Genomic DNA, 23,563 nt, shown 5'->3' on the forward strand with positions numbered 1-23,563 from the left:
CATGAATAAGACCCGCACTTTGCTGGCCGCGCTATCGGTCAGTCTGCTCGCATCGACCAGCGCGTTTGCCGGCGACGTGCGCATCATGTGGTATTCGGACGGTGTCGAGGGCGATGTCATCCAGGACATTCTGAACCGCTTCATGAAGGACAATCCCGACATCCACGTCACGCTCGACAACGTCGCCTACAAGGTGATCCAGGAGCAGCTGCCCATCCAGCTCGAAGCCGGCCAGGGGCCGGACATCGCCCGCGTCACGAACATCAAGGAGCTTGCCCAGCACTGGCTCGATCTCAGGCCACTGGTGGCCGATCCGAAATATTGGGAGGCCAATTTCGCTGACACGCTGGACTGGATGCGCCCCGATGGCTCCAACGCCATCCCGGGTTTCATGACCCAGCTCACGCTCACTGGCGGCTTCGCCAACAAGACGCTGTTCGAACAGGCCGGCGTGCCGCTGCCCGGTGACAAGGCGACCTGGGACGACTGGATCGCCGCCGCCGCCGAGGTGGCGAAGAGCCAGCAGCTTCCGGCTGCCTTCGCCATCGACCGTTCCGGTCACCGCATTTCGGGTCCGAATGTCTCCTTCGGAGCGAACTATATCGGCCCCGATGGCATCCCGGCGAAAGTGGACGACGGCACCAAGGCGTTCGTCGGCAAGCTCGTCGACTGGACCGCCAAGGGGCTGATGCTGAAGGATACCTGGGTGTCGGCGGCAGGCTCGACCTATCGCGCGGCCGCCGACGACTTCATCAACGCCCAGATCCCATTCTACTATTCGGGCAGCTGGCAGGTCGCCAATCTGTCGACCAAGATCGGCGATAGTTTCGACTGGGTGGCAACCGGCTCGCCCTGCGGTACCGCAGGATGTTCGGGCGTGAAGGGCGGCGCGGCGCTGGTCGCCATCAAATACACCAAGAATCCCAAGGACGTCGCCAAGGTCATGGATTATCTGGCCCGTGAAGACGTGGTGAAAGAATTCAGCGAGCGCACGCTGTTTCTGCCCGCGCACAAGGGCGTCGTAGACAAGGGCGGGCTGAAATGGGTCTCGGCCGACAAGAACGTCGGTCCGGCGCTCGACAAGTTCGTCAAGGCGGCGGGTGAAACCCTGCCGGCGGCCGATGCGCTGCCGCCGTGGAAGTGGGCCAACGCTTACTTCGCCGCGCTGGTGACGCGCGTCAGCCAAGTGATGGCCGGCGAACTCAGCCTCGACGATGCCTGGGGCAGGATCGACCAGGATATCGCCGACAAGGTTGCCGAGGCGAAGTGACCGCCGCCGCGACACTGAAGGCATGGACTGGCGCCGCGCTCGCGGCGCCGGTCGTCTGGCTGGCATCGATCGTCAACGTGCCGCTGAAGTTCTGGCAGCGCGCGACAGGCACCGGTGGCATGGCCGCGTTCTTCCTCGCCCCAAACATGGCGATCTTCGGCATTTTCGTCCTGGTGCCGATGATCATCAACTTCTTCTATTCGGCCACGTCGGGAACGGCCTATTTCCTGCAGGACCGAACCTATGTGGGGCTCGAGCAATACCAGCGCTTGCTCGATTGCGGCAACTACCTGGACACTGCCACTTGCCACGAGGATCTCTTCTGGAAGGCCGTGCACAATACGGGCCTGTTCGTCGTCGTGCAGGTGGCACTGATGACGGTCGTGTCGATGGCGACAGCGTTGATCCTCAACCGCGAGATCGTCGGGCGCAGCTTCTGGCGCGCGGTGTTCTTCTTTCCGGTGCTGCTGTCGCCGGTCGTCACCGGCCTGATCTGGCGTTGGATCCTGCAGCGCCAGGGCCTGCTCAACCTGATCGTCCATGATCTGGGCGGCGAGCCGCACAACTGGCTGACGGACCGTTTCTGGGCCTTCACCGCCGCCGTCAGCGTTTCGGTCTGGGCACATATGGGCTTTTACACGCTCATCCTGCTTGCCGGATTGCAGGCGATCCCGCGCGACCTTTACGAAGCGGCCGAGATGGACGGCACGAAGCCGGCGCGGGTGTTCTGGCGCATCACGCTGCCGCTGCTGATGCCGAATCTGCTTGTCGTCATCGTACTGACGCTGATCCGCGCTGTGCAGATCTTCGACGAAGTCTATGTGCTGACGGGTGGAGGGCCGGGAACTTCGACCCTCTATATCACGCAGTATATCTATGAGATCGGCTTCGCCTCCCTGTTGCGCAATCCGGGGCTGGCTTCGGCGGCTTCGATCCTGATGGGATTGGTGCTGGTCGTGCTCACCTTGGTTCAGCTGCAGGTCGGACGCCGGGGTGAGCGGAAAGGAGCCCGCGAATGAGCCGGGTCGTGACATTCCTGACCCGCCGGCGCGGCGGTCGCGGCTGGCACTGGACGGATATCGTGAGCTGGCTGTGGCTGCTCGGCGGCGTTGTCATCATGTTCGGTCCGGCCGTCTGGCTGGTGGGTTCGTCATTCAAGACGCCGGCACAGCTCGCCGAGTTCCCGCCGACCATAATGCCTTATGTCAGCCAACAGGCGAGGGTCGAAGGCTACGACAAACCGCTGACCCTCTACAAGGTGAAGCTGCCGGATGGTTCGACCAAGGTGCTGGCCGAGGTGCGGCGCATCGGCATCATGGCGCAGATGGTGGACCCGCAGGCGCCGAACGATGTCCTCAAGATCAACATCGCCGACCGGCAGCCGGTGCGCGAAATCGGCTTCGCGACGGAGAACTACACCGAGCCCTTCGTCCATTTCGACTTCCTGCGCTATCTGCGCAATTCGGTTTTTGTGACGGCAATGGCGACGCTGATCACGCTGCTCACCAATTCGATGGCCGCCTTCGCCTTGTCGAAATACAAGTTCCGCGGTCGCGATCTGACGATGCTTGTCATCGTCGGTACGCTGATGGTGCCGTTGTCGGTCATCCTGGTGCCGCTCTATTCGGTGGTGGGTGCCGTTGGGCTGCTCGATTCGCTGTGGGGCGTGATCTTGCCGACCGTGGCGACGCCAACCGGCGTCTTCCTGCTGCGCCAATATATGCTGACCATCCCCGACGAGCTGCTCGATGCGGCGCGCATGGACAACGCTTCCGAATGGCAGATCTACTGGCGCATCGTATTGCCGCTTGCAGCACCGGCGCTCGCCGTGCTGGCGATCTTCTCGGTCGTCTGGCGCTGGAACGACTTTCTGTGGCCGCTGGTGGTGCTGTCGCGCAAGGAACTCTACACACTCCAGGTCGGCCTCAATACCTATGCCGGCCAGCTAAACGTGCAGTGGCACTACATCCTGGCGATGACCGTGGTGACGATGATCCCCGTCGTCCTCGTCTTCGTCTTCCTGCAGCGTTACATCACTTCCGGCATTGCCGGCACCGGGCTGAAGTGAGGATGTCATGGGACGGATAACGCTGACCAACATCGATCGCGCTTACGGCAAGATGAAGATCTTGCACGGCATCAACCTCGACGTCGGTGACGGCGAGATGCTGGTCCTCGTCGGCCCGTCGGGTTGCGGCAAGTCCACGTTGCTGCGGCTGATTGCCGGGCTCGATCGACCGACCGACGGCAAGATCGAGATCGACGGGGTCGACGTCACCAACGTTTCGGCCGCGCAGCGCGGTCTGGCGATGGTGTTCCAGTCTTACGCGCTCTACCCGCACATGAGCGTGCGCCAGAACCTCGCCTTCGGCCTCGAAAACATCCGTATGCCCAAAGCCGAGATCGACGCGCGGATCACGGAAGCGACGCGCATGCTGGAAATCGCTCCCTATCTCGACCGCCGGCCCGGTCAACTGTCGGGCGGCCAGAAGCAGCGCGTGGCAATCGGCCGTGCGGTGGTGCGCAATCCGACCGCCTTTTTACTCGATGAACCGCTGTCCAACCTCGATGCCGAACTGCGTATCACCATGCGCGCTGAACTGGCGGGCCTGCACCGGCGGCTGGCAACCACGATGATCTACGTCACCCATGACCAGATCGAGGCGATGACGCTGGCGGACCGCATCGTGGTCATGCGCTCGGGGCGGATCGAACAGGTCGGCCGGCCACTCGATCTCTACAACGCGCCGGCCAACCTGTTCGTCGCCGGCTTCATCGGCGCGCCGCGGATGAACCTGCTGCCGGTGAAGGTGCGTTCGGCAAGCGGCGCCGAGGTACGTGTCGAAGGTCCAGGCGGGCTCTCAGCCTCGATCGCGGCCGATGGGGTCGCGCTGAAACCGGGAGACGACGCGACGCTTGGCATCCGGCCACACGACATCCAACTTTCGAATGGCAGCAAGGGATCGGTGGAAGCGCGTGTAACGCTGGCCGAGGCGTTGGGACCGGAAACCGTTGTCCACGCCACCATTGCCGGCGGCACCAAACTGATCGCCGTTCTCCAGCAGCAGGGCGTTGAAACGCAAGGGCCGCCGATCAACCTCGCTCTGCCGCCGGAGCGCATGCATCTCTTCGATGCCGCCGGGCTGCGTGTCGCACCGCGTTAGCCTCACGCGAGGCCATCGTTAGGGGCCTCGTAGCGGCGATATCTCCGCGCAATACATGGATTTCCATGAGATGCAGCCGAGGCATGGCGGAACTAGATTTAGGCGGTGAGTTCGCCTGTCCAGATATTGAAAACAAGTGCTATATCAAGCGCTGACCCTCCCCAGGCTTTTTTGTCCGACAGGAGAAGCCAATGACAGCAGCGTCCGACTCACTTGGCGAAATCGACCCCGAAGCAACGCTCGCGCTGCAAATCATCGAGAGCATGCCCGGCAACGCGTGGGCAGCCGATGCCATCGGAAGGTTCACCTATGTCAGCCCAAATACCCTGGCGTTCATCGGCAACACGCATGAGGGTCTCAACACCTCCGAAGACAACGATGAGTTCAGCTGGCGTCGAGCCGTCCATCCCGACGATTATGATCCTGTAGCCGCCAGATGGCGGCATTGCCTCGAAACCGGCGATCCCTATGATGCCGAGCATCGCCTGCGGCGCGCCGATGGCGCCTATCGCTGGTTTCGAAGCTCAGGACGACCTTTTCGCGATAGCCAGGGGCGCATCATTCAATGGTACGGCACGACAATAGACATTGAGGACCAGAAGCGGGCCGAGTCAGCATTGCGCGACCGGGAGCGGGAACTCTCGCAGCTCGTGGATATGGTCCCGAGTCACATCTGGCGGCTCGATCCCGACGGCGAGCCGATCTTCTTCAATGGGCGCATGGTTGACTTTCTTGGCCTCGACGTAGCGGATCTGGACCGACCGGGCATGAGCCGGCTGGCGGCGATGATACAGGCCGCCGTTCATCCGGACGACGCGGCAGCATTCGGCAATGCACTCCGTGGTTGCTTCGCTACCGGTGCGAGCTTCGCCATGCGCTATCGCCTGCGCCGTGCCGATGGCGTCTATCGCTGGATGTCGAGCCGGGCGGAGCCGATGCGCGATGACGCCGGCCGCATCGTCCAGTGGTACGGCCTCTGTCACGATATAGACGATCAGATGCACGCCGAAGCGGCGTTGCGGCAGAGCGAGCAACAACTTCGGCACATGATCGACGCCGTGCCGGTCCGTATCTGGAGCGTGATGCCGACCGGCGGGCCGGTCTACTTCAACAAGCGATACCAGGACCATTTCCGCTCCGTTATCGCGAACTTTGACGCGCTCGGCGAGCCGGGAATCGAAACGTTGCTGCACGAGGTGATTCATCCCGAAGATGCTCCCGAGGTGCAGCGCACGTTGCTGAGGTGTTTCGAAACTGGCGGCGGCTCCGCGATGCGGTTTCGCTGGCGCGAAAAAGACGGCACCTATCGCTGGGCTGAGTGCAGGGTCGAGCCGCGGCGCGATGACGACGGAACGGTCGTGCAGTGGTACGGGGTTTCTCTCGACATCGACGATGAGGTGCGCGCGCAGGCGGCGTTGCGCAAAAGTGAGCGGCGCCTTCAGCAGCTTATCGACACCGTGCCCGCTTTGATCTGGAGTACGACACCGGAAGGGACGCCATCCTACGTCAACAAGCGGTTCACCGATGTAACCGGGGCCACGCTCCATGACATCACGGCCCCGGACGGCTCGCCGTCGCTGAGCGTCATCCATCCAGACGATATCGACACCGCACGGCAGGCGATCCGCCATTCATTCGCAACGGGCGTGCCTTACGTTCAGAGATATCGCCAACGGCGGGCCGACGGCGGCTATCGCTGGACCGAGACTCGCGCCGAGCCGCTGCGCGACGAAGATGGCAGCATTCTCCAATGGTACGGTGTGAGCGTCGACATCCATGACCTGGTGACCACGCAAGCGGCGTTGCACGACCGGGAACGAGAGCTCTCGCAACTCGTCAACATGGTTCCGAGCTACCTCTGGCGGCTGTCTCCCAACGGTGAGCCGACCTTCTTCAACAAGCGCCTGATAGATTTTCTCGGCCTGGACATAGCGGACGCGGAAAAGCCGGACACGAGCCTGCTGGCGGCCTTCATTGCCACCGTCGTCCATCCCGACGATGCAGCCAGCCTGAAGGAAGCACTCGACAGCTGCTTTGCCACCGGCGAGCGCTTCTTCATGAGGTATCGCCTACGCCGTGCCGATGGCGTTTATCGTTGGATGGAGGGCCGCGCGGAGCCGCTGCGGGATCACGGCGGACGCATTGTCCAGTGGTACGGTCTTACGCACGATATCGACGATCAGCTGCGCGTCGAAGCGGCGCTGCGCGAGAGAGAACGCGCTCTCTGGCAGCTCGTTGAAACGCTGCCGGCAATGATCGATTGCGCCGCGCCGGATGGCGAACCGATATATCGCAGCCAGCAGCTCCGCGAATTCCTCGGATACAATCTTGAGGAATTGGACGAAGTGGGAAAGTCGCGGCTGGCTGGCACACTCGACGCCGGTGTTCATCCCGACGACCTGACAGGTGTCAAAGAAAGATATGCCCATTGTCTGTCCACAGGCGAGCCGTATGCGCGACGGCACCGTCTGCGGCGCTTCGATGGTGAATATCGCTGGGTCGAGACGCGTGCCGCGCCGATGCGCAATGCTGAAGGCGCCATAGTGCAATGGAACGTTATCTGCCTCGACATCGAAAATGAGGTGCGGACACAAGAGGAGCTTCGACTGGCACAAGAGAGACTTGCGCGTGCGAGTCAGGCGGCGAGCCTTGCTGAACTCTCCGCATCCATCGCTCATGAGGTGAACCAGCCGCTGGCCGCCATCGTCGCCAACTCGAACGCATGCCACCGTTGGCTGTCCGCCGAGCCCCCGAACGTCGAGCGCGCGAAGATCACGGCCGAGCGCATCATCCGCGACGCCAACTCGGCGGCGGATGTCGTCAGCCGCATCCGTGCCTTGTTCAGACCTTCGCTTGAAATGAGAACCAGCACGCCGATCCCCAGCGTCGTTGCGGAAGCCCGTGACCTTATGGCCGAGGAAGCCATGCGGCGTCGCGTTCGCATGGACATCGACGTCGAAAGCAACCTTCCGCTGGTTGCGTTCGATCGCGTCCAGATCCAGCAGGTCCTGGTCAACCTCATTCGCAACGGCATGGAGGCGATGGACACCACCGCGGGCGACAAGGTTCTTGGGATGCGCGTGCACCGGATAGAGGACACGATCCAGACCGAGGTCAGCGACCGAGGCCCGGGTATCGAACGTCCTAACAAGATATTCGAGCCGTTCTTTACAACGAAAGGGAACGGGATGGGCATGGGGCTCGCGATCTCCCGTTCGATCATCGAGTCTCACGGCGGCCGCCTTTGGGTGGAAAATAGCGTGCCGCGTGGGGCGACATTCATCTTCACCCTCCCGGTTGAAGCGAAAGCTGCGCAATAAGTCGGGCGACACCTCGGCCACCGGCGGCGCTCAGTAAGGCTTGGTTTTTCGGCTCTCGGTGAAGGGGCGCCGCCGCCCTGTGCAATGCATGGATTTCCATGAGGTGCGGTTGGGGCGTGGCGGGATTAGGGTGGCGACGTGAGTCCGTCAGCCCAGTCCAGCTATCAAGAACAAGTGCTACACGAAGCGCCGACAATCTCCAGACTTTGTTTGTCCGTCAGGGGCACCCGATGACGATAGCGCCCAACTCACTTGGCGAGACCGATTCCAACGCAACGCTCGCGTTAACGCATGAGTTGGACCGATCCGGACCGGGAAGTGGCCGACCTTTCGCGACGAATGAACCGGGCCTGATTCGCGGCAACATGATCAGCGATCTTGAAAGAGGCAGGTTGTCGCGCGTCTGGTCGCACCGTCCTCAATTCTCGCATCTGGGGCTTTTTATTACGGCCTATGTCCTGGGCTGCGGCTTCGCCCAGTCGCTCGCAATCATACCTGGAACAGGGATTTCCATTTGGCCTCCGAGCGGGCTTTTCATCGCTACGCTTGTCTTCGCCTCCAGGTATAGCTGGCCGTGGTGGGTGCTGGGGGCCTGTGTGGCAGAACTGTTCAGCAACTTCTTGTGGTTCCACACTCCGCTGCCCGCGGCCTTCCTGATCTTTGCCGGCAATGCTCTTGAAGCGGTGACCGGGGCATGGCTTGTGAACCAGACCTGCAAGCGCCCAGTTCGGCTGGAAACGTTGCGGGACGTCCTCGCATTCGTCGTACTGGCCGCTGGAGTTGCGCCGGTTGCAAGCGCCACGGTCGGAAGTGCGGCGCTTGCGTGGTTTGGCATACAATCGCAAAGCTTTGCGACGGCTTGGCCGCTGTGGTGGATCGGAGACGCGACGGGAGTCCTGATCGTAGCGCCACTGGCGCTGGTCGTGTTCCAGAACTGGCGCGGCAAGGCGCAGCTCTCGGCAGCGCGGTGGATGGAAGCTTGCGTCCTAGGGCTGATCTTTCTTGGGATCGCCGCCCTTTCCTTGAGCGGCTATCTGCCCTTCGCCTACATCATCATGCCGCCTCTTCTTTGGGCCGCGGTGCGCTTTGAGTTCCGAGGCGCCGCCGTAGCATTGACCGTTCTCGCTCTGATCACGGCGGTATTCACGATATCCGGCGCCAGCCAATTTGCCGGCGATCCCGAGTCCCAGAAGCACAACCAGATCATGCTGCAGCTTTTTCTGGGCATCTCTGCATTTTCGGCGCTCGTCGTAGCCGCCATTTCCAGGCAGCATCAGGCGGCGGTGCTCACTTTGCGCCAAAGTGTGGAGACCTTGCGGGAGCGGGAGCGAGAACTCTCGTTGCTGGTCGAAATGATCCCCGCTCACATCGCCCGCATGGCGCCCAACGGCGAACCAACCTTCTTCAGCAAGCGCACGACAGACTATATCGGCCTCAACGACATCGCGGGCTGGGACAAGCCGGGCACGAGCCGCCTGGCGACCGTAGTCGCGGCAGCCGTCCATCCCGACGATGGACCCAGGATGAGAGAATGGCTCAGCCGCTCCCTCGCCACCGGCGAACCCTATCCCATACGGTATCGCCTGCGTCGCGCTGACGGTGTCTACCGCTGGAGGGAGGGCCGCGCCGAGCCGCTGCGGAACCAGAGTGGAGCGATCGTTCAATGGTACACTGCCAGCATCGACATCGACGATGAGGTGCGCGCGCAGGAGGCATTGCGCGACCGGGAGCGGGAGCTCTCGCAGCTTGTCGACATGGTTCCGAGCCACGTTTGGCGCCTGACGCCGGACGGCGAGCCGACCTTTTTCAACAAGCGAATGGTCGACTTTCTCGGCCTTGACGTAACGGATTTGGACAAACAGGGCATCGGCCGGCTGGCAGCGATGATAGCGGCCACCGTCCATCCGGACGACGCAGCAGCATTCGGCGACACGCTCAGTCACTGCCTTGCTACCGGCGAGCGCTTCTCCATGAGGTATCGCCTGCGCCGCGCCGATGGCGTCTATCACTGGATGTCGAGCCGGGCGGAGCCGATGCGCGATCACGCTGGCCTGATCGTGCAGTGGTACGGCCTCTGTCACGACATAGACGATCAGATGCAAGCCGAAGAGGCGCTGCGGCGGAGCGAATTGCAGCTTCAGCAGATGATCGACGCTGTGCCGGTCCGCATTTGGAGCGCGGTGCCGACCGGCGGGCCGGCCTACTTCAACAAGCGATACCAGGACCATTTCCGCGCCGTCATCGCCAATTTCGAAACACTCGGAGAGCCGCGCATCGAGGAATTGCTGCAAGAACTGGTTCATCCCGAAGATGCTCCCGAGGTGCTGCGCACGTTGCTGACCTGTTTCGAAACAGGCAGCGGTTCCGCGATGCGGTTTCGCTGGCGCGAAACAGATGGCTATCGCTGGGCGGAGTGCAGGGTCGAGCCGCGGCGTGATGAAGACGGGGCGGTTGTGGAATGGTACGGGGTTTCCCTCGACATCGACGAAGAGGTGCGCGCGCGGGAAGCGCTGCGACAAGCCTCCGACAAACTCGCGCAAGCCACTCAGGCTGCAAGTCTCGCCGAGCTTTCCGCTTCGATCGCGCACGAGGTGAATCAGCCGCTGGCCGCGATCGTCGCCAATTCCCATGCATGCCACCGTTGGCTGGGCGCCGTCCCGCCGAACGTCGAACGCGCGAAGATTACGGCCGAGCGCATTATCCGGGACGCCAATTCGGCGGCGGACGTCGTCGGCCGCATCCGCGCGCTGTTCAAGCAATCCACCGAGACGAGGACCAATGCGGCGCTCAGCAGTGTCATCGCAGAGGCACGCGACCTCGTGACTGAGGAAGCGATGCGGCGGGGCGTTCGCATCAGCGTTGATGTCGAAAGCGACATTCCGCTAGTCGCGCTCGATCGCGTCCAGATCCAGCAGGTTCTGGTCAATCTCATTCGCAACGGCATGGAGGCGATGGACTCTGGTGCGGATGACGGAGTTATCAGCATCCGCGTGCGCCATATCGGGGATGTTGTCCAGGCCGAAGTCAGAGATCGCGGCCGGGGCGTCGAGTTTCCCGACCGGATATTCGAACCGTTCTTTACCACGAAAGAGCAAGGGATGGGCATGGGACTGGCGATCTGCCGTTCGATCATCGAGTCGCACAGCGGGCGTTTATGGGTCGAGAAGAACGAACCACGTGGAGCGACGTTTATCTTCACGTTGCCGGTTGAAATGGAAGCGGCGTCATGACGACGGACGGCCAAATTGTCTTCATCGTAGATGACGATGAACGCATTCGCGAGGCGCTTAGTGAGCTGCTGGCCGCACATGGCCTGCGTGCCGCAGCGTTCGGATCAGCGGGTGATTATATCCGCGCTGACAAGCCGGACGTCCCTGCCTGCCTCATCCTCGATATCGAGTTGCCGGATATTAACGGCCTCGATCTGCAGCGGCAGATTGCCGAGGGCGATCATCCGCCGATCGTTTTCCTGACAGGACATGGCGATATCCCGTCCTCCGTGCGTGCGATCAAGCACGGCGCCGTGGATTTCCTGACCAAGCCCTTCAGCGATGCAGACCTCATGGCCGCAATCCATGCGGCGATTGCCCAGGATCGGATACAGCGATCGGAGCGCGCCGAGCTGGGCGTGTTGAAGCAACGTTATCTCGAGCTGACGCCGCGCGAACGTGAGGTGCTGCCGCTGGTGGTCAGCGGCCTGCTCAATAAGCAGGCCGCCGCTGAACTAGGGATCAGCGAAGTTACGCTGGAAATTCATAGAAGGAACGTCATGCAGAAGATGATCGCGGCGTCGCTCGCCGACCTAGTGCGCATCGCCGAGCGATTGGGAATACCGATCACGCACTCGCGCCGGGCAGGGGGGAGCTGAGGGTGAGCAAGCGGAGGCCTGTCGTTGCGATTGTCGACGATGACCCAAGACTGCTCGAGTCGCTGGAGGACCTCTTGGAGTCCGCCGGCTATGTGGCCCGCAGCTTCTCGTCGCCGGGGGCATTGCTGGTCAGCGGCCTGTCTGGATTGGACATGCTCATCACCGACATCGGGATGCCCGGCATGGACGGCTTTGAACTTCGTGACCTGGTCAAGAAGGCGCATCCGGACCTGCCTGTGTTCCTGATCACCGGTCGCCACGAGATAGTGGATCAGCACCGCGCCAAGGGCATTGGCGGGCTTTTCTGCAAGCCCTTCGATGGCCAGGCCCTGCTTGCGGCGATCGGCGATGCTTTACGCAACCCCAAAACGGAGCCTAAACATGACAGTTGACCAATTGACATTACGGAGATCGACGCCGTCATCACAGCAGCGGAGGGCTGAAGCCGAGCAGCCGCTGGTCATTATTGTTGATGATGATGCCTCTGTTCGGGAGGCGCTGTCGGAATTGATCCTGTCGGCGGGTTTCCTGCCGGTCAGCTTTACCTCGACCCGCGAATTGCTTGACGCCGATGTGTTGGAAAGTCCCGGCTGCTTGATCCTCGACGTGCGCATGCCAGGGACGAGCGGTCTCGATCTGCAGCACCATCTCGCGAAAAACGGCAACCCCAAACCCATCATCTTCCTGACCGGGCATGGCGACATCCCGATGACTGTCCAAGCGATGAAGGCCGGTGCCGTGGACTTTCTCACCAAGCCGGTGCGGGATCAGACGCTGCTTGACGCGGTGATCACGGGCATTGCGGTGGACGCCAAGCGGCGGGCGGATGCGGTGATCGTCAAGCGCAATGTAGAGCGGGTCGAGACGCTGACGCCGCGCGAGCGCGAGGTTCTGCGAGAAGTGGCGCGCGGACGCCTCAACAAGCAGATCGCCTTCGACCTCGGCATCAGCGAAGTGACGGTCAAGCTGCATCGCGGCAATGTCATGCGCAAGATGGAAGCCGCTTCCATCGGTGAGCTGATCAGGACATGGGAAACGCTGCCCGCGCCGATGCGCCAGGCCTAGGAATTTGGCACAAGCCGATCCATGCCCCATCCAATAGGATCGCCCGGCGCGCCCGGCTGCTTCAGGCTGCGGGAAATTGCTTCCTCTGCGCGCCCAGGCCTTCCTGCTGTCGGTACGCTCATGCTGATGCGGGTGATCCTGATGTATATCGGTGTCCTGTTGGGTGTTTCGCGGCAAGGCCCGCGCCAACATCGGTTACCATTGAGCGGCGCTCCTTGGCGGCCCCAGCCTGACCCACAAACTCGCAACATTCCATGCAACAACAACTGACGCCGGCCATGCCGCGTCGGTCCCCGCGCCGCTACCCAAGCCTAAATTGACGTGTGTCTATAAGAGCTTGCCTTGGCCCGCCCCTATCCTCGGCGTGCCTGCCCTGCACCTTGGCATCGTATGACAGATGCTTCGGTAGAATAGGTTCGCGGCCCGGATCGGTGCATCCTGTTCCTCGCAAGCCATCACGACCGTCGCGTTTCTACCGCTCCTCGCTCGCTCCTCCCCGAACGCGACCGCACAGGCCGACTCGACGGTCGTGATGGTGAGCAGGATTTCAAAGCACATGGATGGACATGATGAACAAAGACGGACTTTTCTCCGTCGGCGGATCTCGCCGCGATGTCTTGTTGGCAGGCCTGATCTCTACGGTAGCCGCCGGACTGCCCCGCGCTGCTTCGGCCGCGAGCCGAAAACAAAAGCTTTCCTCTTCCCCCTCCATCAAAGGAACCAAGACGATGAGCACCATCACGACCAAGGACGGCACCGAAATCTACTACAAGGATTGGGGCAAGGGTCCTGTCGTCACATTTTCGCACGGCTGGCCGCTGAATTCCGACGCCTGGGACGGCCAGATGCTCTTTCTTGCCCATAACGGCTTTCGCGTCGTTGCGCATGACCGGCGCGGCCACGGCCGATCGAGCCAGGCGACGTCCGGCAACGACATGAACGGCTATGCGGACGATCTTGCAGCCGTGATCGAGGCGCTGGATCTCCGGGACGCCACGCTGGTCGGCCATTCCACCGGAGGAGGCGAGGTTGCTCGCTATATCGGACGGCACGGGACGAAGCGGGTGGCCAAGGCTGTTCTTATCGCCGCTGTTCCGCCGATCATGGTGAAGACGCCGGCCAATCCGGAAGGCCTGCCGATCGAGGTATTCGACGGCATAAGGGCTGGCCTCGTCAAGGATCGTTCGCAGTACTACCGGGACCTCGCACCGTTGTTTTATGGCGCGAACAGGCCGGGCGCTAAGGTTTCCCAGGGGACTCTGGATCAGTTCTGGCTCTGGAGCATGCAGGCGGGTCTCGTCAACGCCTACGAAAGCGTCAAGGCGTTCTCCGAGACCGATTTTACCGAGGACCTCAAAAAGTTCGACGTACCAACCCTGGTCCTGCATGGCGAGGACGACCAGATCGTCCCCGTCAAGGACTCGGCAGTCAAGTCGGCCCGACTGATCAAAGGCGCAAAGGATATCTACTACCCCGGCGCGCCCCACGGGATCACGGCCACGCACCAGGATCAGGTCAATGCTGACCTGCTCGCCTTCATCAAAGGATAGTACGCCCTCAGACACGACCGCATGTTGTCCGCACTTCCTTGGAGCCGCCGATGACCACCTTTGGCAATATTTCGCGCGCCCTGAACAGCATTTCAGGTGGCGCGCCAGGTCAAACCTTGTGCGCTCGCATAGCCGAGCGGTGGCCTGAATGCCGGTTCTGTCGGCTCATGTCCCGGATTGTGGAACCGAACCACTGCGCCATCGAGTTAGAGCGCTGGCAAAGGCGGCAAACATATGCTGCGACAGGGCTGCCATTCGGGCAACTGCGCCTGTGCAGCGCGGAGGCGATCGCTGGCGTTCGACACTACGTCGCGCTGTCGGGGGTCGCCGCCGCGCCTTGAAGGCCAAAGCGCTCTCGAGGACGTCAAACTGGCTAATCGCCGGGAGTTTATCAATCGGTAGCCGTTTGCGATTGCCGCTCATTTTGGCGGTCTCAATTCGGCGTGAAATTTTCTTGGCCAGCAGTTGCGACCATCGCAGCAGCACCGGCACAATTTTTCGAAGGCAGGAACGACATGGGCGCACTCTCAGGCAAGATCGCGGTGGTCACCGGCGGAAACAGCGGAATCGGACTATCGGCTGCAAAAATCTTTGCCGCCGAGGGCGCGCAAGTCGTCATTACCGGCCGCCGGCGGCAGGCGGTCGAGGAAGCGGTCGCACAGATCGGGCCAGGCGCGCTGGGCATTCAGGGAAATGTGGCCGACGTGTCGCACCATGACGAGGTAGTGCAGCAGATCCGCCAGAGGTTCGGGGCGCTCGACATCTATATGGCGAACGCCGGCATAAACACCATCACGCACTCGGCCGACGTCTCCGAGGCAGAATATGATGCGCAATTTGCCGTTAACACGCGAGGCGTCTTCTTCGGCGTCCAGAAGCTGATTCCGATCATGCGGAACGGCGGCGCAATCATCCTCACAGGCTCGCTCGCCAGCGAGAAGGTTCTGGACGGTCATGCTGTATACGCGGGCTCGAAGGCGGCCATAAATGCCTTTGCGCGCGCTTGGGCGATCGAACTGAAGTCTCGCGGCATCCGGGTCAACGTGCTCAGCCCAGGTCCGGTGGATACGGCTATTCTCGATAAGCTAGGCATACCGTTTGAGCAGCGCGGGCTGTTTGAAAAGGCGATGGCGGAGGCAATACCCCTGGGCCGGATGGGGCAGCCGGACGAGCTGGCAAAAGCCGCCCTGTTCCTTGCCTCGGACGCGAGCAGTTTCGTCACGGGCATCAATCTGCGGGTGGATGGCGGGATGGCAGTGCTCTGAGCCATAACTGCGAGATCGCGCCAATAGACCGCCGGTTATCGGCTGAGCAATCGGTCTTCCTCACGAAAATTTTTTGGAAGCTGCCGCACGAGTCGCGCCAAATAGGTCGGAGGCGACACGTTTGTCGACGTGGCGCAAATTGAGCCACGTAAATAGCAAGTCACATTGCAGGGATCGACGCGCAAGAGAAGTCGGCTCGCCAGGTCTCGCCACGGCGGCAGCGGCGTCTTGCAAACACAGCGCTCCGGCCGCGCGCCCTCAGTGTCTGTTCCGGCGTCTGCCGACAAGCACACCCGGCATAGATACCTCAATTATGCTGCAGGGCACCTGATCTCCCCGGTGACCTACCCTGCACCTTGGCATTGTATGACAGACCCTTCCGCACAATAGGTTGGCGGGCTGCGTCGGCGCATTCTCCTGAGCATTGGTCACCACAGGCCACACGGGAGAAAGCAAATGCGAAACATAACTCGAGCCCTGGCGCTTACCGCAGCGCTGGCCGCGTCGAGCGGCGGGATGGCTCAGGCCGCCAATTCTCAGCCCAAGCCGACGATCGTACTGGTGCACGGCGCCTTCGCGGAATCGTCGAGCTGGGACGCAGTCATCACCAAGCTCAGCAAAGACGGTTATGTAGCGATAGCCGCAGCTAATCCGCTCCGCGGCGTTGCCAGCGATGCGAAAGCAGTCTCAGCCATCGTCCGGTCGGTTTCCGGGCCGGTCGTGCTGGTGGGGCATTCCTACGGCGGGCCTGTCATCACCGAGGCCGCCAATGGCAATCCCAATGTAAAGGCGTTGGTCTACGTGGCGGGTTTCGCGCCGGATACCGGCGAATCGAGCCTTACGTTGTCCAGCATGTTTCCCGGCAGCACCTTGGGGAGCGCGCTTGCTCCGGTAGCGTTGCCGGACGGCGGGCAAGACCTCTTCATCGAGCCGGCCAAGTTCCGCGCCCAGTTCGCCGCCGACGTTCCGCAAGAGCAGACTTTGCTGATGGCTGCCACTCAACGTCCCGTTGCTCAGGCGGCTCTGGCTGAAACCTCGGGCGTCGCCTCATGGAAGACGCTGCCGTCCTACATGATCTACGGCTCGGATGACCGCAACATCCCGGCAGCCGTCATGAGCTTCATGGCCAAGCGTGCGCACGCGGTAAAGACCGTCGTCATCGAGGGTGCGTCCCATGCGCTCATGGTTTCGCATCCCGACGAGGTCACGTCACTCATCGAGCATGCTGCTGCATCGGTCAGGCAGTAGCAGGCTGGAAGCGCCTGCATCCGATCGAGCAACGAAAACAAACACGCAACACCAGGAGACTAGACATGAAGATCGTCGTCATCGGCGGAACAGGGCTGATCGGTTCAAAGACCGTGGAGAGGCTGCGAAATAAAGGACACGACGTGCTTGCGGCGTCGCCGAATTCGGGCGTCAACACCGTTACGGGAGAGGGTCTGGCGGCCGCGCTTGCCGGTGCGCAGGTCGTCGTCGACCTGGCGAACTCGCCGTCGTTCGAGGAAAAGGCTGCCCTGCAGTTCTTCGGGGCATCCGGGCGTAATCTTTTTGCCGCCGAAACGGCCGCCGGCGTCCGTCATCACGTGGCGCTGTCGGTCGTCGGTACCGACCGGCTGCAGGGCATGGGCTATTTCCGCGGCAAGTTGCTTCAGGAAAAGCTGATCAGGGAGTCCGGAATTCCCTACACCATCGTTCACGCCACTCAGTTCTTCGAATTCACCGCCGCCATCGCAAACACGGGCGCCGTCGGAGATACCATTCATATGTCGCCGGCCTACTTCCAACCCATGGCGGCTGATAATGTTGCCGATGCGATGGCGGACGTCGCGCTTGCCGCGCCGTTGAACGGCATGATCGAAATTGCCGGCCCGGAGCGTGTTCGCATGAGCGAACTTGTCGAGCGCTTCCTGAAGGCCACCAACGACCCGCGCAAAGTCGTCCCGGATCCCGGTGCGCTCTACTACGGCCAAGTGGCAATCGACGATCGAACGCTGGTGCCCGGCGAGAATGCGCGCATCGGCGCCGTGCGTTTCGATGATTGGCTCAGCCGATACACGCCACCGAAATAAGCAATCATCGGATAGGCCATTCTCACAACAAGGAGACCAGATATGATCAGAACACTTCTCTGCGCCGCGCTCACCGCCGCTTCCGTCACCGCAGCAATGGCCAATGACGCCGCCAGCGTGAAGCTTGTCTACGACCAGGCCCTTCCAAACGTGCCCGGCAAGAGCATGAAGGCCGTGCTCGTCGAGTACGCGCCGGGGGGTACGTCGCCGGCCCATACCCATCCCAAATCTGCGTTCATCTATGCCACGGTTCTGGAGGGGGCGATCCGAAGCCAGGTCAACGATGGGCCGGTGAAGACTTATCGCGCCGGCGAGAGTTTCTCGGAATTCCCGGGCGACCGTCATGCCGTCAGCGAAAACGCCAGCAAGACGGAAGGCGCTCGCCTGCTTGCTATTTTCGTCGTCGACACCAGCGAGACGGAACTGACGACGAACGCGAAATGAAATCGTAGCCCCTGGGACCATCGGGGCGTATGCGAAAGGACGGTCAGTGACATGAATTCGATCGCCAGCCGCACACTTGCGGGGATTTTGGTCCCCGATACACCGCTTGTTGGCCGAGCGATCGAACATGCCCGCCAGCGATGTGAACCCTACCTGTTCAACCACGTGGTCCGATCCTGGCTTTTCGCGGCCCGGATCGGACAGATGCAGAATATCCAGCACGACGCGGAGGTTGTTGCCGTTGCAACCCTGTTGCATGACATCACGCTCAATGAGGACTTCGCCGGGCCGCGCCGTTTCGAAGTGGAAGGCGCCGATCTTGCCCGCACCTTCGTTCGGGAAGGTGGCTTCGACGAGCGGCGCGCCCAATTGATCTGGGACAGCGTCGCCCTCAATTCGACGCCGTCGATCGGCCTCTACAAGGAGGCTGAGGTGGCGCTTTGCACAGCCGGCATCTGTCTCGATGTCGTCGGCTTGCAATACAGCCTCATTTCGTCAGCCGAGATTGCAAACATCATCGGTGAGTTTCCGCGCCTCGGGATGAAGCGGCGGATGACGCGATGCTTTTGCCATATCGCCGAGATCAGGCCCGAAACCACCTACGACAACTTTGCCCGGGACTTCGGCGAGCGCTTTGTTTCAGGCTACAAGGCGACTTCAGCAGTTGATCTTGTGATGAACGCTCCCTTCGAAGAGTGAACGCAGTTTCGATCCAGGTCTCCCGATCGACGCCGGCCAGCTCAGCCGACCCCTTCATATGACCCAAAACGCTGTGCGCCTGTCGCATGCCTGCGGCAAAGCGAATTGCCGAGGGCAGCGTTCCACCGCTTCCTATACTTCGGTTTAGGCGCGCCGACCTATTGAATGGCAATACATATCATCGGGCACGATAGCAACAATTTGGCTCGCCGGTCATCCTTACGCTGCAATGGATTGCAAACACCTCAAGGAGATAAAGTAATGAATATTGCAGCGTCACCGGTCGCTCCGAAAGGAAAAGCCGCCGCCCAACGCGCGAGTTATGCTGAGCAGTCGCCCGAACTTCTGAAGAAATTTATTGAATTTCTTGGTGCGACGCGAGAGGGGTCGATCGAAGAGCCAATCCGGGATCTTGTTGCCGTCCGAGCCGCGCAGCTGAACGGGTGCACCTTCTGCCTCGATATGCACGTCAAACAGGCAAAGATTCATGGCGAGCGCGAACTGCGCCTTTACCACCTGGCAGCCTGGCGGGATTCGACCTTGTTCGTTCCTCGCGAGCGTGCAGCCTTGGCATGGACGGAAGTCTTGACGAAGTTGCCCGAGCAGGGTGTCCCGGACGAGATCTACGATCGGGTCAGGTCGCAGCTTTCCGAGAAGGAAATCTCCGATCTGACCTTCGTTGTCATGGCGGTCAACTCTTGGAACCGTCTGAACATCGGCTTCAAACCCGTCCCGGGCTCAGGCGATGCGAAGTTTGGCCTGAGCAAAGCAGCACTGAGCTAATCTTTGGAATGGGTCAGAATGGCGCTTGTTTGTGAGCCATTCTGAGCGGCCGGGCAAAGTCGCCGAGCTCGGCGACCAACACTGGAACCGATCTCAGCCTCCCGGCCGCGGCCGCGAGGCGCTCTCAGGAGGGCGTCATGCGCATTGACAGTCTGCATCCAGTAATATCGGCCCGTCTTATGGTGGTCGATGTCGACGCTCCACTCCGCAGTGCGGCACTCTCACTTTCCAGGCCCGCAATAGGCCTGGTCGTGGTGTGCCACGGCAGTGGGGAGGCGGCAGGCGTGCTGAGCAAGTCCGACCTTGTCCGCCATCTGGCCAATTCAGGGCCAACAGAAGCGCCGATTGCGGCATTGATGAGCCGGTCCATCGTGTCCTGTGGTCCCGATGATGATCTTCATTCAGTCTGGCAGACCATGGCCGCGCAAGGCCTGCAGAATGTGCCGGTGCTCGGGGCTGACTCGAAACCGCTAGGCGTCCTAGATATCCGTGATGCGATGAAGGCGCTCTTTAAACAAGAGGAACTGCAGGAACGGCTGCTTGCCAACTACATCAGCGGGATCGGCTACCAATAGAGCATGGTCTCGCGATTGAATATACGGAAGTATGCATCGGCGTCTTCTTAGATATAGTAGAAAATAAAGGTCGCAAATTATAGCGTATTGAAGCAAATAGGTGACGACTTGGCCAGCGGGGAATGAAATGTTTCGTCCGGACATAAAAGAAGATGTCTTCGACGGCCCGCCGGATGGCCCTGGAAGTGGTATGTCCGTGCAAATGTCGACGACCGGCATCGTCCATGACCTGGGCAATCTCATTCAGGTCGCCTCGTCGGCGTTGAACCACCTGGCCCGCGATCCGAACATCCAAGCGGCTCCGGCGCTCGGGCCTATAATAGCCGGCGCCAAAACGGCTTTGGAACGGGCCGGGGGCCTTGTCCGGCGAACCATCAGCCTGGCCCGAGAGAGCCACGCTGAAATCGCATACACAAACGTAGGTGCTTGCCTGACTGAGATCGAAACCCTCGTACGGAGCGCCTTGGATGCCAATTTCGGTCTTGAGCTTCGGGTCGGGTCCGACCTGCCTTTGGTGCGATGCGATCGCTTTGGGTTGCAAAATGCCGTTCTGAATCTTCTGTTCAACGCACGCGATGCAATGCCTGACGGCGGTTTCATCTCGATCGATGCCGCCTTAGCCTCTGAAACCTCCGCCGCCAGTCAGGTAGATATCCGTGTCGCGGACAACGGTATCGGGATGACCAGCGAGACGATGGTCTGCGCCTTCGATCCGTTCTTCACCACCAAAAGCGAAGGCCTCGGCGGCGTCGGTTTGCCGATGGTGAAGCACTTTGCCGAGCAATCAGGCGGAAGCATCGATATTCAGAGCACACTTGGAGCAGGCACGACCGTCACTCTGCGGTTGCCTGCGATGCGATAGCGGCCCGCCAATCTGCCTCCGGTGACAAACGTGACATACAATCGAGAGATAAAGATGGATGCAGAAGTCGTCGAAAACGTCCAACAGCACCGTTTCGAGCTGCCGATCGCCGGCGATATGTTTGCGGCGGCCTATTATCGGTTCGAGGGCGGGAAGGTTGCGCTGATACACACCGAAGTCCCGTCGGAATTTTCCGGACAAGGGATCGCGTCGCAATTGGCCCAAGGGACCTTCGAACTGCTCCGCAAAACCGGCCGTAAAGCGATCTTGAAATGTCCCTTCATGAGCCGCTTTTTCGCCAAGCACCCGGACTATGCAGATGTCGTCGGCGGCTAGTCATGGGCACGAGTGTTGAGGGTTCCCCAAGGATCTATCCAAATGCCTGACGAGTATGATCTGCAGAGGTTCGTCAGCGCACAGGATCCGGTCTACGACGACGCGCTGGCCATTCTACGTCGAGGGATGATGTGCACTCCCTACATGGAGTTCATTTTCCCAAGGTTGGCCACAAGGCGAAGTGGTGCAGCGCCTGAGCCATATGCAATAACATCGCTCGACGAAGCCAGCGCCTATCTCTCATTTCCGATCCTCGGAGGCCGTTATCGGGAATGCGTTGGCACCCTGCAACGGCTCTCCGGCCTGAGCGCTCGCGCTGTCTTCGGTGAGGTTGATGCGAAGAAGTTGCACGCGTCCCTCACGCTGTTTTCCGAAGCAAGCAACGAGGAGTTCCTGCTCGAGACAATCTTCGACGTCTGGTTCGACGGTTTGCTCGACGAGGAAACGATGAACGATCTCTACTTGATGTCGTAGTGGTCTGCTCGTGCCAGCGGCGTAAAGCCGTCGCGGCGCAGAGGTCACCATCCGCTGCCTTCTCATGCGGTGCCATTTCGAAACCGTGACCTGTGTCGAATATAGCGGTGCCGAAATGGTCGAACAGGACGAAGGGCCCGATCATGAGGCGATTCGAGGAGGGCAATACGCGCCCTACCTTCAGTCCGTCCGCAAAATCAAGGATAGCCGGCTGGATCGATGCCTGTGATATCGCTTTGGCGGATGGTCATGGATCTCTGTCCTTCTGCATGCCTTGTCAGCCAGGTGCTCGAACGCGCTTGAACGGAGCGGCGCGAAAGACCGTCTGAATGGCTTTGAGGAGCGCGAATTTGGAGCTCGCGTGGTGCTGTCCGGCGATGCCGCTTTCATTAAAAGCCGACACCCTCATCGACAGGATCGCGGCAAGATCTTCGGCCATGTCGGGCCTGTCGTGCAGCAGCGGCGCAAAGCTTTCCTGGTCTATCTCGTAAACCGTGACGGGGGTCATTGCCCGCAAACTCGACATCTCGCCAATGCCGGCGAGCAATCCGGTCTCGCCGAAGAAATCGCCAGGTGCAAGCCGGCCGATCTCCTGCAGTTGATCTTCGTCCTCGCCAATTTGCCGCACGATGACTCCCGTCCGTACGATCATGAGCGACGGCAGCATCTCTCCCTGTTGTGCGATGATCTCGCCCTTATGGTAGGTGCGAACCGAGGCCGCTTTGGCGAGCGACTCCTGCTCGGTACCCGTCAGTGCCGAGAATACCGGTATGGAATTGATGAGTTCGATCGGGGTGAAGCCTTGCGAGGCTGCCGTCTCGTCGCTCGGCCGGTTGGTCATGGCAATCGAGCCCGAAAGTGGCTGCGCCAGCAGCATGCCGGTCGACTTTGAATGACGATAAATGAGATCAAAGATGTCGTTCCGAGCGGCACTTCGCTGGTCAATACTTGCGACGCGAAACGACAACTCGATCTCGATAGCTGCGGCATCCAGGCTTCTGATGGTAACCGAAGGCGAAGGGTCCTGGAGGATTGAATTGCAGCTCAGCAAGACAGTGCGCATGAGATCTACGATGATCGCCGGCGTCTTCGTTGGCGCCACCTTGACGGTGACGGCAAGTCCATGGCTCTCGTCCGGACCGCTTAAATTTGTTACCCCGATCTTGGTGAGAAGGCTGTTTGGCAGCGCGACGACATTGTGGGTCGGGGTAAGGAGTTGAGTCGACCGCCAGTTGGTCTCGACAACGCGGCCTTCGGTTCCGTCGCCCAGAATGATCCAGTTTCCAAGCACGTAAGGGCGGCCGAGGTTAAGCGCGATCCCCGAAAATACGTCACCAAGCGTATTCTGGAGCGCCAGTCCCAGGATGACGGCAAACACGCCCGACGTGGCAATGAGCGTTCCGACCGGCACTGCAAAGACGAACGCCAGGATCGACAGGAACATTCCAGCATAGACGATGCCGACCACGACGTCCTGCAGGAGACGTGCCTCGCGCGGCTTTCGCTCAAAGACGAGATAGATACGGACAAATCCGATCAGCGCCCAGGCAAGGTGAACCCACCAGAGCAGCTTGACCGAGCCGATGAGGATCGCTCCTTCGGTTGTCTCGGCGTCCCCTGGGGCCTCGTATGGCACGACGCGCAGGTGGAGAACCATGGCCGACATCGCGAGGAAAAAGCCAAGTTGGACGACCAGCTTCGCATTGGCGAAGCGTCTGGGGATGAGAGACCAAACGACGATCCCGGCGAGGCCGAGCAACACGATGTAGACCAGAGGAGAGTTCCACCAGTTCATGAACGATCACCGCGATGCCCA

The 23,563-nt window shown here is 60.9% G+C and carries 21 protein-coding genes; 20 read left to right on the forward strand and 1 reads right to left on the reverse strand.

All coding sequences use genetic code 11. The features are described from left to right. The first annotated feature begins 1 nt into the window (after position 1). From NKJ35_RS07625 to NKJ35_RS07720, 20 genes are all read left to right on the forward strand, one after another. The gene (locus NKJ35_RS07625) at positions 2 to 1,270 is read left to right on the forward strand and encodes an ABC transporter substrate-binding protein (RefSeq protein WP_352645992.1); all 1,269 of its coding nucleotides are present in this window, start codon (positions 2 to 4) and stop codon (positions 1,268 to 1,270) included. Continuing rightward, positions 1,267 to 2,289 (forward strand): carbohydrate ABC transporter permease, encoded by a 1,023-nt coding sequence (locus NKJ35_RS07630; protein WP_502894241.1) that lies wholly within the window; start codon positions 1,267 to 1,269, stop codon positions 2,287 to 2,289. The genes NKJ35_RS07625 and NKJ35_RS07630 overlap by 4 nt, the downstream gene beginning before the upstream one ends. Then, positions 2,286 to 3,338 (forward strand): carbohydrate ABC transporter permease, encoded by a 1,053-nt coding sequence (locus NKJ35_RS07635; protein ID WP_352645994.1) that lies wholly within the window; start codon positions 2,286 to 2,288, stop codon positions 3,336 to 3,338. Before NKJ35_RS07630 ends, NKJ35_RS07635 begins: the two co-directional genes overlap by 4 nt. A 7-nt stretch (positions 3,339 to 3,345) precedes the next feature. Further along, on the forward strand, positions 3,346 to 4,434 hold the full coding sequence (locus NKJ35_RS07640) for an ABC transporter ATP-binding protein (RefSeq protein ID WP_352645996.1): 1,089 nt from the start codon (positions 3,346 to 3,348) through the stop codon (positions 4,432 to 4,434). Between the two features lie 191 nt (positions 4,435 to 4,625). Then, positions 4,626 to 7,754, forward strand: coding sequence for a PAS domain-containing protein (locus NKJ35_RS07645; protein ID WP_352645998.1), 3,129 nt, complete (start codon positions 4,626 to 4,628; stop codon positions 7,752 to 7,754). A 392-nt stretch (positions 7,755 to 8,146) separates the two neighbouring features. After that, entirely contained in the window at positions 8,147 to 10,984 is a 2,838-nt protein-coding gene (locus NKJ35_RS07650; protein ID WP_352646301.1) for a sensor histidine kinase, read from the forward strand. After that, positions 10,981 to 11,622, forward strand: a complete 642-nt coding sequence (locus NKJ35_RS07655) for a response regulator transcription factor (RefSeq protein WP_352476711.1) — start codon at positions 10,981 to 10,983, stop codon at positions 11,620 to 11,622. The genes NKJ35_RS07650 and NKJ35_RS07655 overlap by 4 nt, the downstream gene beginning before the upstream one ends. A 2-nt stretch (positions 11,623 to 11,624) precedes the next feature. Further along, positions 11,625 to 12,014 (forward strand): response regulator, encoded by a 390-nt coding sequence (locus tag NKJ35_RS07660; RefSeq protein WP_352476712.1) that lies wholly within the window; start codon positions 11,625 to 11,627, stop codon positions 12,012 to 12,014. Beyond that, positions 12,004 to 12,687 (forward strand): response regulator transcription factor, encoded by a 684-nt coding sequence (locus NKJ35_RS07665; protein WP_352476713.1) that lies wholly within the window; start codon positions 12,004 to 12,006, stop codon positions 12,685 to 12,687. Before NKJ35_RS07660 ends, NKJ35_RS07665 begins: the two co-directional genes overlap by 11 nt. Positions 12,688 to 13,253: 566 nt before the next feature. Next, positions 13,254 to 14,237, forward strand: a complete 984-nt coding sequence (locus NKJ35_RS07670) for an alpha/beta fold hydrolase (protein ID WP_502894240.1) — start codon at positions 13,254 to 13,256, stop codon at positions 14,235 to 14,237. 515 nt (positions 14,238 to 14,752) lie between these two features. Continuing rightward, positions 14,753 to 15,502 (forward strand): SDR family NAD(P)-dependent oxidoreductase, encoded by a 750-nt coding sequence (locus NKJ35_RS07675; RefSeq protein WP_352646001.1) that lies wholly within the window; start codon positions 14,753 to 14,755, stop codon positions 15,500 to 15,502. Positions 15,503 to 15,958: 456 nt separating this feature from the next. After that, on the forward strand, positions 15,959 to 16,750 hold the full coding sequence (locus NKJ35_RS07680) for an alpha/beta fold hydrolase (protein ID WP_352646003.1): 792 nt from the start codon (positions 15,959 to 15,961) through the stop codon (positions 16,748 to 16,750). 65 nt (positions 16,751 to 16,815) lie between these two features. After that, on the forward strand, positions 16,816 to 17,574 hold the full coding sequence (locus NKJ35_RS07685) for an SDR family oxidoreductase (RefSeq protein WP_352646005.1): 759 nt from the start codon (positions 16,816 to 16,818) through the stop codon (positions 17,572 to 17,574). A 42-nt stretch (positions 17,575 to 17,616) separates the two neighbouring features. Next, positions 17,617 to 18,018 (forward strand): cupin domain-containing protein, encoded by a 402-nt coding sequence (locus NKJ35_RS07690; RefSeq protein WP_352646006.1) that lies wholly within the window; start codon positions 17,617 to 17,619, stop codon positions 18,016 to 18,018. 51 nt (positions 18,019 to 18,069) lie between these two features. Continuing rightward, entirely contained in the window at positions 18,070 to 18,717 is a 648-nt protein-coding gene (locus NKJ35_RS07695) for an HD domain-containing protein (protein ID WP_352646007.1), read from the forward strand. A gap of 261 nt (positions 18,718 to 18,978) precedes the next feature. Then, positions 18,979 to 19,500 carry a carboxymuconolactone decarboxylase family protein gene (locus NKJ35_RS07700; protein ID WP_254818507.1) on the forward strand — a complete coding sequence of 174 codons (522 nt, stop codon included), beginning with the start codon at positions 18,979 to 18,981 and terminating at the stop codon, positions 19,498 to 19,500. 137 nt (positions 19,501 to 19,637) lie between these two features. Further along, positions 19,638 to 20,075: a CBS domain-containing protein gene (locus NKJ35_RS07705; RefSeq protein WP_352455793.1), complete on the forward strand. Its 438-nt coding sequence runs from the start codon at positions 19,638 to 19,640 to the stop codon at positions 20,073 to 20,075. A 127-nt stretch (positions 20,076 to 20,202) separates the two neighbouring features. Then, on the forward strand, positions 20,203 to 20,937 hold the full coding sequence (locus tag NKJ35_RS07710) for a sensor histidine kinase (protein ID WP_352646009.1): 735 nt from the start codon (positions 20,203 to 20,205) through the stop codon (positions 20,935 to 20,937). 54 nt (positions 20,938 to 20,991) lie between these two features. Beyond that, entirely contained in the window at positions 20,992 to 21,273 is a 282-nt protein-coding gene (locus tag NKJ35_RS07715; protein ID WP_352646011.1) for a GNAT family N-acetyltransferase, read from the forward strand. A 42-nt stretch (positions 21,274 to 21,315) separates the two neighbouring features. Next, the gene (locus NKJ35_RS07720; protein WP_352646012.1) at positions 21,316 to 21,747 is read left to right on the forward strand and encodes a DUF1810 domain-containing protein; all 432 of its coding nucleotides are present in this window, start codon (positions 21,316 to 21,318) and stop codon (positions 21,745 to 21,747) included. A 277-nt stretch (positions 21,748 to 22,024) separates the two neighbouring features. On the opposite strand, the gene NKJ35_RS07725 is transcribed toward NKJ35_RS07720, so the two are convergent. After that, entirely contained in the window at positions 22,025 to 23,542 is a 1,518-nt protein-coding gene (locus tag NKJ35_RS07725; protein ID WP_352646014.1) for a mechanosensitive ion channel family protein, read from the reverse strand. Between the last annotated feature and the right edge of the window lie 21 nt (positions 23,543 to 23,563).

This window comes from Mesorhizobium sp. M0136 (genome assembly GCF_040322515.1).
GTDB lineage: Bacteria > Pseudomonadota > Alphaproteobacteria > Rhizobiales > Rhizobiaceae > Mesorhizobium.

What these genes read in the sequence shown, in the direction of transcription:
- NKJ35_RS07695 (WP_352646007.1), top strand. Translation starts at nt 18,070, where the DNA reads ATGAATTCGATCGCCAGCCGCACACTTGCGGGGATTTTGGTCCCCGAT.
- NKJ35_RS07705 (WP_352455793.1), top strand. Translation starts at nt 19,638, where the DNA reads ATGCGCATTGACAGTCTGCATCCAGTAATATCGGCCCGTCTTATGGTG.
- NKJ35_RS07635 (WP_352645994.1), top strand. Translation starts at nt 2,286, where the DNA reads ATGAGCCGGGTCGTGACATTCCTGACCCGCCGGCGCGGCGGTCGCGGC.
- NKJ35_RS07690 (WP_352646006.1), top strand. Translation starts at nt 17,617, where the DNA reads ATGATCAGAACACTTCTCTGCGCCGCGCTCACCGCCGCTTCCGTCACC.
- NKJ35_RS07665 (WP_352476713.1), top strand. Translation starts at nt 12,004, where the DNA reads ATGACAGTTGACCAATTGACATTACGGAGATCGACGCCGTCATCACAG.
- NKJ35_RS07625 (WP_352645992.1), top strand. Translation starts at nt 2, where the DNA reads ATGAATAAGACCCGCACTTTGCTGGCCGCGCTATCGGTCAGTCTGCTC.
- NKJ35_RS07720 (WP_352646012.1), top strand. Translation starts at nt 21,316, where the DNA reads ATGCCTGACGAGTATGATCTGCAGAGGTTCGTCAGCGCACAGGATCCG.
- NKJ35_RS07670 (WP_502894240.1), top strand. Translation starts at nt 13,254, where the DNA reads ATGATGAACAAAGACGGACTTTTCTCCGTCGGCGGATCTCGCCGCGAT.
- NKJ35_RS07725 (WP_352646014.1), bottom strand. Translation starts at nt 23,542, where the DNA reads ATGAACTGGTGGAACTCTCCTCTGGTCTACATCGTGTTGCTCGGCCTC.
- NKJ35_RS07640 (WP_352645996.1), top strand. Translation starts at nt 3,346, where the DNA reads ATGGGACGGATAACGCTGACCAACATCGATCGCGCTTACGGCAAGATG.
- NKJ35_RS07715 (WP_352646011.1), top strand. Translation starts at nt 20,992, where the DNA reads ATGGATGCAGAAGTCGTCGAAAACGTCCAACAGCACCGTTTCGAGCTG.
- NKJ35_RS07645 (WP_352645998.1), top strand. Translation starts at nt 4,626, where the DNA reads ATGACAGCAGCGTCCGACTCACTTGGCGAAATCGACCCCGAAGCAACG.
- NKJ35_RS07675 (WP_352646001.1), top strand. Translation starts at nt 14,753, where the DNA reads ATGGGCGCACTCTCAGGCAAGATCGCGGTGGTCACCGGCGGAAACAGC.
- NKJ35_RS07685 (WP_352646005.1), top strand. Translation starts at nt 16,816, where the DNA reads ATGAAGATCGTCGTCATCGGCGGAACAGGGCTGATCGGTTCAAAGACC.
- NKJ35_RS07680 (WP_352646003.1), top strand. Translation starts at nt 15,959, where the DNA reads ATGCGAAACATAACTCGAGCCCTGGCGCTTACCGCAGCGCTGGCCGCG.
- NKJ35_RS07700 (WP_254818507.1), top strand. Translation starts at nt 18,979, where the DNA reads ATGAATATTGCAGCGTCACCGGTCGCTCCGAAAGGAAAAGCCGCCGCC.
- NKJ35_RS07710 (WP_352646009.1), top strand. Translation starts at nt 20,203, where the DNA reads ATGTTTCGTCCGGACATAAAAGAAGATGTCTTCGACGGCCCGCCGGAT.
- NKJ35_RS07655 (WP_352476711.1), top strand. Translation starts at nt 10,981, where the DNA reads ATGACGACGGACGGCCAAATTGTCTTCATCGTAGATGACGATGAACGC.